The sequence below is a fragment of the Microbacterium sp. ZW CA_36 genome (assembly GCF_044987475.1).
In the GTDB taxonomy this organism is placed as follows: Bacteria; Actinomycetota; Actinomycetes; order Actinomycetales; family Microbacteriaceae; genus Microbacterium.
This window is the reverse complement of record NZ_JBJDRL010000105.1, coordinates 1-7058: the sequence shown is the minus strand read 5'-3', so window position 1 is coordinate 7058 and position 7058 is coordinate 1. Positions and strand designations below refer to the sequence as shown.

At 72.5% G+C, this 7058-nt stretch carries 6 protein-coding genes; 5 read left to right on the top strand and 1 reads right to left on the bottom strand.

The genetic code is table 11. The features are described from left to right. Nucleotides 1-102 precede the first annotated feature (102 nt). Genes ACI3KX_RS21430 through ACI3KX_RS21415 form a run of 4 tightly spaced genes read left to right on the top strand, consistent with a single transcriptional unit; the run spans nt 103 to nt 3951 of the window. Entirely contained in the window at nt 103-1056 is a 954-nt protein-coding gene (locus ACI3KX_RS21430; protein ID WP_404911016.1) for a lysylphosphatidylglycerol synthase transmembrane domain-containing protein, read from the top strand. After that, on the top strand, nt 1053-1796 hold the full coding sequence (locus ACI3KX_RS21425) for a RibD family protein (RefSeq protein ID WP_404911015.1): 744 nt from the start codon (nt 1053-1055) through the stop codon (nt 1794-1796). The genes ACI3KX_RS21430 and ACI3KX_RS21425 overlap by 4 nt, the downstream gene beginning before the upstream one ends. After that, entirely contained in the window at nt 1793-3433 is a 1641-nt protein-coding gene (locus ACI3KX_RS21420; protein WP_404911014.1) for a CDP-alcohol phosphatidyltransferase, read from the top strand. Before ACI3KX_RS21425 ends, ACI3KX_RS21420 begins: the two co-directional genes overlap by 4 nt. Before the next feature lie 23 nt (nt 3434-3456). Beyond that, complete coding sequence (locus ACI3KX_RS21415; RefSeq protein WP_363354130.1) at nt 3457-3951, top strand: GNAT family N-acetyltransferase; 495 nt, start codon at nt 3457-3459, stop codon at nt 3949-3951. 30 nt (nt 3952-3981) lie between these two features. On the opposite strand, the gene ACI3KX_RS21410 is transcribed toward ACI3KX_RS21415, so the two are convergent. After that, the gene (locus tag ACI3KX_RS21410; protein ID WP_404911013.1) at nt 3982-5364 is read right to left on the bottom strand and encodes an alpha/beta fold hydrolase; all 1383 of its coding nucleotides are present in this window, start codon (nt 5362-5364) and stop codon (nt 3982-3984) included. A gap of 251 nt (nt 5365-5615) precedes the next feature. Here ACI3KX_RS21410 and ACI3KX_RS21405 point away from each other — a divergent pair. Continuing rightward, the coding region (locus ACI3KX_RS21405) for an HAD-IC family P-type ATPase (RefSeq protein WP_404911017.1) at nt 5616-7058 on the top strand (1443 nt) is incomplete at its 3' end.

Below are 7058 nucleotides of genomic sequence, written 5' to 3'. Positions count from 1 at the left end.
GGGCATGCTTCTCAGCCGGGCCACGCCAGCAGGTCCTCGTGCGACACGGTGACCCGCAGCCGGCCGGCTGCGGGTCACCGTGTCGCACGAGGACCTGCTGGCGTGGCCCGGCTGAGAAGCATGCCCCCGCGGCTGCGGATGGCGGTGCGGATCGTGGCGGCGCTCGCGGTCATGGTCGCGACGGCCGCCGTGGTCGGCGCCGCGCCCTTCGTGGAAGGACTCGCCTCCATCTCGCCGTGGACGATCCTCGCCGCCGTCGCGCTCGCGGCGGTCGCGACAGCCGCTGCGGCCTGGCGGTGGCGGCTGGTCTCGACGGGGTTCGGCCTGCCGCTGGCGTGGGGGGACGCGTTCACCGCGTACTACCGCTCGCAGTTCCTCAACACCGTGCTTCCCGGTGGGATCGTGGGCGACGTGCAGCGCGCGTATCTGCACGGCAGCGACCACGACCGGCTGGATCTCGCCGCGCGCGCGGTGGCGGCCGAACGCATCGCCGGTCAGCTCGTGCAGATCGTGCTGACCCTCGCGATCCTGCTCCCGCTGGGGTTGACCTCGCCGCTGGCTCCGCTGGCGTGGCTCAGTGGAGGCGTCGTCGTGGTCGCGCTGGCCGCCGTCGCCGCCGTGGCCTTCAGTCGGCGGGGGCGCTCGCTGCTCGGCCGCGAGTACCGCCTGCTGCGGCCCGTGGTGTCCCGGCCGCTGACGCTGCTCGCGATCACCGGTGCGTCGGTCGTCGTCGTCGCTGCGCACGCGGCCACCTTCGTCGTCGCGGGTCTGGCGGCGGGGGTGCACGCCGGAGCCGCCGAACTCGCCCTCGTGGCGCTGATCGTGCTCGGCGGGGCCGCGATCCCGCTCAGCATCGGGGGCTGGGGGCCGCGCGAGGCGGTCGCTGCCGCCGCCTTCGCCCTCGCGGGGCTGGGTGCCGCCGCAGGCGTCGCCGTCTCGACGGCGTTCGGCGTGCTGACCGTCGTCGCCGTCGCCCCCGGAGCCGTAGCACTGCTGGCGGACCGCTTCCGTTCCCCGCGGCAGAGGGGCATCATCGGGAGGAGGAGATCCGTATGAGCGAGCGACCCTACGTGACCCTCAGTTGCGCGATGTCGATCGACGGCTACCTCGACAGCGCCGAGCCCCACAGGCTGGCGATGTCGAACGCGGCCGACCTGGACCGTGTCGACGACGTGCGTGCCCTCCATGACGCGATCATGGTGGGCGCGTCGACGGTGCGCCGAGACAACCCCCGTCTGCTGGTGCGGGATGCCGCCCGACGCGCGCGACGCCTGGCCTCGGGCCGGCGGGAGTCCCCGGCGAAGGTCACCGTGACGGCGAGTGGCGACCTCGCCCCGGACGCCGCGTTCTTCACGACGGGGGAGGGGCCGCGCATCGTCTACTGCCCGCAGGACCGGGAAGCGCAGCTGCGGCGCCGGCTGGGGGATCGTGCGACCGTCGTCGGGATCGGCGACGACTGCGTCATGATGGCAGCGCTGCTCGATGATCTCGCCGCCCGCAGGGGAGTGCGCAGCCTCATGGTGGAGGGCGGCGGCACCGTGCTGACCCAGTTCCTCGGCGCGGACCTCGTCGACGAGCTCCATCTCGTCATCGCCCCCTTCTTCGTCGGCGAGGCGCGCGCGCCACGCGTCGTGGGGCCTGCGGCCTTTCCGTGGACCGCCTCGCGCCGCGCCCGGCTCGCAGACACGTGCCAGATCGGCGACGTCGTCCTGCTTCGCTACGCCCTCTCCGATCGGTTCGGCATGCTGGACGGCCAGGGCGCCGAAGCCGGACGGGTCGCCGCAGAGATTCCGTGAGCACCTCGCCGGGTGGCCCAGGGCCCCGGGCATGGCAGGGTCGCGTCGGGGTCGCCGCATCCGTCGCCCTGCTCGTCGTCCTGCCGCTCGTGCCCGGCGTCCTCGCGACGGGGTCGGCGCTGGCTCTCGTGCGGATCCCGGTCGAGTCGATCGTGATCCTGCTCGTCCTGGCGGTGACGCCGTGGCGCATATCGCGCGTCGCGCTCGCGACGGCGTTCGGGCTGTTCGTCTGCCTGGCGATGGTGCTCGCAGGCATCGACCTCGGCTATGAGGCGGCGCTCGGCACGCACTTCGTGCCGCTGGACTGGCCGCAGCTCGGCGACGCCTACGGCGTCGTCGCAGCGGCGATCGGCGGCGTTCCGGCAGCCGCGCTCGTCGCCGCGGCAGCGGCCGTGATCGCCGCCGCGACAGCGGCGCTGGCGTGGGCCGCGCTGCGCGTGAACGCTGTGCTGCGCCGTCACGCCGAACGCGGGCGCGCGGCCATCGCGGCGGTGACCGCCGTCTGGGTCGCCATCGCCGCGATGGCACCGCCGCTGGGACTCGCCGATCCGCCCGCGGCGGCGGCATCCGGCGGCGCCATCGGCTCAGCCGTCTCGCGCACCGTCGCTGCGCTCGAGACGAGAGCGGCCGTCGCCCGGGCGATCGCCGGCGATCCGTTCGCCGACGTGGACGAGGACGAACTCCTCACCGCGCTGCGCGGCAAGAACGTCGTCTTCGCCTTCATCGAGAGCTACGGCCGGGTCGCGCTGGACGACGACGAGATCTCGGACGGCGTCGGTGGGGTGCTCCGCCGCGGCGAGGAGGCCCTGACGGCGGAGGGGTACTCCGCCGAGAGCGCGTGGCTCACCTCGCCCACCTACGGCGGAGCGAGCTGGCTCGCGCATGCGACGCTGCAGACCGGTGTGTGGATCGACTCGCAGACGGTCTACAGCGAAGTGGTGCGCAGCGACCGGCTGACGCTGAGCGCGGCGTTCGCCGCGGCCGGCTGGCGGACGGTCGGCGACGTGCCGTCCAACACCCAGGACTGGCCGGTCGGGCGGGAGTTCTACCGCTTCGGCACACTGCTGGACGCCACGAATGTCGGCTACCGCGGGCCGTCCTTCGGCTATGCGCGGATTCCCGACCAGTACACGTGGAAGCACTTCGCTGATCACCAGCTCGTGGATCAGCAGCGGCCGGTGATGGCCGAGATCGACCTCGTGTCGTCGCACACCCCGTGGGCGCCCCTTCCCGAGCTCCTGCCGTGGTCAGAGATCGGCGACGGATCGGTCTACGACGGGCAGCCCGAGCGCAGCCGCCCCGCCGGCGCCGTCTGGGAGGACCGGCAGACCGTCCAGCGCTTCTACGGACTGTCGATCGAGTACGCGCTCGGCGCGATGTTCTCTTTCCTCGAGAACGTCGATGACCCGGATCTCGTGGTGGTCGCACTCGGCGACCACCAGCCCGCTGCGATCGTGAGCGGAGAGGATGCCGACCGCGACGTGCCGATCACCATCATCGCGAAGGATCCGGGCGTCTTGGCAGCTGTCGCCGGGTGGGGCTGGGAGCCGGGTCTGCGACCCGGTGCGGGGTCGCCGATCTGGCGGATGGATGAGTTCCGCGACCGGTTCTTCACCGCGTTCGGGACTCCGCCCTGAGCCGAGGCTGGAAGGATGGCGGGATGACGTTCATCGTGCGCGTTCCTGAGCTGAGCGAAGCAGCCGAGATCGCCGATCTCCACGTGGAGACGTGGCGCGAGACCTACACGCACCTCCTGCCCGAGGAGTTCTTCGACGAGGACTACGTGCAGGGTCGTCACCGGTTGTGGCGTCGGCTTCTCGAGAATCCGCGCGAGGAATGGCGCATCCGCGTCGCCGAGCGGGACGGGCAGATCATCGGCCTGGCGACATCCGGCCCGAGCACGGCGACCGAGGGGCAGGATGCGCCGCGCGAACGCCAGCTCTACATGCTCTACGTGCTCGCGGCGGAGCACGGCGGGGGAGTCGGGCAGGCGCTGCTCGACGAGGTCGTCGGCGACGAGCCGGCGGTGCTGTGGGTGGCGAAGGAGAACCCCAGGGCGATCGCGTTCTACCGCCGCAACGGCTTCGCGTTCGATGGCGTCGAGGAGGCCTATCCCGGCGTTCCCACTCTCGTCGACGCGCGCATGGTGCGCTGACCGAGAGCACTGCGGGCAGGCGAGCGCTCCTCAGCCGGCGAAGTCGGAGTCGTCGGTCCACGCGGCGATGTCGACGCCGTGGTTGTCGGGAGAGGTCAGCGTCCACCACTCGGGAGCGTGGGAGTCGTCGGCCAGGCGGCCTCCGGCGGCGAGGGCCGCGGCGACGCGGGCATTCACCTGGTCGCGCGGCACCGAGATGTCGATGTGCGTGCGGCCCCGGCCCGACTTCGCCGGCTCGAGGGGATGGAACCACACATGCGGATTCCGGCGCAGCGGGTCGACGGCATCCTCGGCGCCGAGCGGATCGTACCCGAGCGCGGCGCTCCAGAACGGCCGCACGTGGGCATCGGGGCCCTGTGCGACGGCGATGCCGACGACGGTGAGCGCGGACGGGTCGGGCTCGAGACCGAGTTCGCGGGCAGCGCGCGAGACCGCGGCCGCGAGTTCGGCATCCGCTCTGCTCAACGCGCCGTCGCGGCGACTGAACGTCTTGACGAAGACCCCTTCGGGACGCAGGTCGACGTCGGGGTGATGATCGAGGGCCTCGGCGATCGGGACGATCGCGGCGACCAGACGGGCGCCCTGAGCGAGCGAGTCGGCCCGGAAGAACGCGTGCGCACCCCAGTACAGGACGCGCCAGTCCTCGACCCCTTCCGAGGCGTGGAAGGCGCGCGGGCTGATCGTCTCGAGCTCGGGCTCGATGGTGCCGTCGCCGAGCGGCGGCTGCGCGAGGATGATGCGTGAGAGCGGCTGCGGGCGCGTGAGCTGCGGCCAGTGGCCCGTCGGCAGGTCGATGAAGGTGACGTCCTCGAGCGTCGTGAACTCCTGCACGGACGCCGCACCCTCGCCGATCCAGGAGCGCAGGTCGGCGACGGAGTACTCGGTGGCGACCGCCGTGACGGGGATGCTGCGCCGGCGGTCGTCGTGGAGATGCTGGATGCCGGTGACCACGCCCGCCGGCGAGGGAACTGCGTAGGCGCGGAATGCCGTCATGCCGCCCTCGCCGAGGTCGCGGAGGTCGGCCTCGTCGAAGTCGCTCCAGTCGGGAAGGGGGAGATCGGCACCCACCGGTTCGTAGCCGGAGAGGAGCGGGGCGCCGTCGGGCGTCGGGAACCCGCCGACGAGGATCAGGCGCGCGACGCGGCCCGGGCGTGCATCGGCGGCCGCGTAGACGATGCCGGCGCCGGCCGAGTGACCCACCAGCACCACCTTCTCGCCCGGCGCCGCGTCGATCGCGGCCACGACGGCCGCGACGTGGTCGTCCAAGGTGATCGCCGAGCGATCGGCGTCCGCCGATTCCATGCCCGGCAGAGTGAGGGCGACCGGCCGGTGACCGGCGCGCTCGAGGGCGGGCGCGACTTCGTACCACGCCCATCCGCCCATCCACAGACCCGCGACCAGGATGATGTCCACTTTGCGCTCCTTCGCGTGATGTCCGGTGGGGCCAGTGTGGCCCGATCCTCCGACATCCGCGACGGGGGAATACGTCGCGGTCGCAGGCGATTGACTCTCATACCCCTAGGGGGTATGAAGGAACTCGTACCGATGAGGAGAATGCCGTGACCGATCCGAATCGCGACCGCGACCTGGGCGGCGTCGCGCACGCCGACCAGCCGCACGCGGCGCACGATGATGCGCTCCACTCCGGGCACGACCACGCCGAGATGGATCACTCCGCGCACGCCGACCACGACCACGCGGCGATGGGGCATGCCGGCCATGGCGCCGACGATCACGCCGCGATGGGTCAGGCCGACCACGACCACGCCGCGATGGGCCACGGCGCGCACGGCGCGCACGGCGGCCACGCGGGCCACGGTGCGGATCACGTCGCGCGCTTCCGCCGGCTGTTCTGGATCAACCTCGTGCTCGCCGTCCCGGTGGTCGCGTTCTCGGGCATGTTCGCGATGGTGCTCGGCTACACGCTGCCCGACGCGCCTCTCGTGCGCTGGATCTCGCCCGTGCTCGGGACCGTCATGTACTTCTGGGGCGGCTGGCCGTTCCTCACCGGCGCCGTCTCAGAGCTGCGTGCCCGCCGTCCCGGCATGATGCTGCTCATCGGCCTCGCCATCACGGTCGCCTTCTTCGCCTCGTGGGGTGCGAGCCTGGGCCTGCTCCACCACGAGCTCGAGTTCTGGTGGGAGCTCGCTCTCCTCATCGTGATCATGCTGCTCGGCCATTGGATCGAGATGCGCTCGCTCGCGCAGACGACGTCGGCGCTCGACTCTCTCGCAGCGCTCCTGCCCGACGAGGCCGAGCGTGTCGAGGGCGACCGCATCGTGACGGTGGCCCCTGCCGAGCTGCGCGTCGGCGATGTCGTCGTCGTGCGCCCCGGCGGCAGCGTGCCGGCCGACGGACGCATCGTCGACGGCCGTGCCGACATGGACGAGTCCATGGTCACCGGCGAGTCCCGGGCCGTCGCGCGCGCCACGGGCGACCAGGTCACCGCCGGCACCGTCGCCACCGACTCCGGACTCCGGGTCGAGGTCACGGCGACGGGCGACGACACCACGCTCGCCGGCATCCAGCGGCTCGTCGCCGAAGCGCAGAACTCGACTTCGCGGGCGCAGCGCCTCGCCGATCGTGCAGCCGGCTGGCTGTTCTGGTTCGCCCTCGGCGCGGCCGCCCTCACCGCCGTCGTGTGGAGCGCTCTGGGGATGCCGGATGAAGCGGTCGTGCGCACCATCACGGTTCTCGTGATCGCCTGCCCGCACGCGCTGGGGCTCGCGATTCCGCTGGTGGTCTCGATCGCGACCGAGCGCGCGGCCCGGGGCGGCGTGCTCGTGAAGGACCGGCTCGCGCTCGAGAGCATGCGCACCATCGGCGCGGTCCTCTTCGACAAGACCGGCACCCTCACCAAGGGCGAGCCGACCGTCGTGGATGTCGCGACCGTCGCGAACATCGACGCCGACGCCGTGCTGGCACTGGCCGCGTCGGCCGAGGCCGACAGCGAGCACCCGCTGGCGAAGGCGATCGTCCGGGCCGCGCAGGCGCGCGGGCTGGCGCTCGCCGCAGCCACGGGGTTCCAGTCGTCGCCGGCGGTGGGCGTGACCGCGACCGTCGACGGCCGCCGTGTCCGCGTGGGCGGTCCGCGCCTGCTCGAGGAA

Excerpts from the sequence above, each read along its gene's own strand:
- ACI3KX_RS21415 (WP_363354130.1), top strand. The coding sequence starts at position 3,457 with ATGACGTTCATCGTGCGCGTTCCTGAGCTGAGCGAAGCAGCCGAGATC.
- ACI3KX_RS21425 (WP_404911015.1), top strand. The coding sequence starts at position 1,053 with ATGAGCGAGCGACCCTACGTGACCCTCAGTTGCGCGATGTCGATCGAC.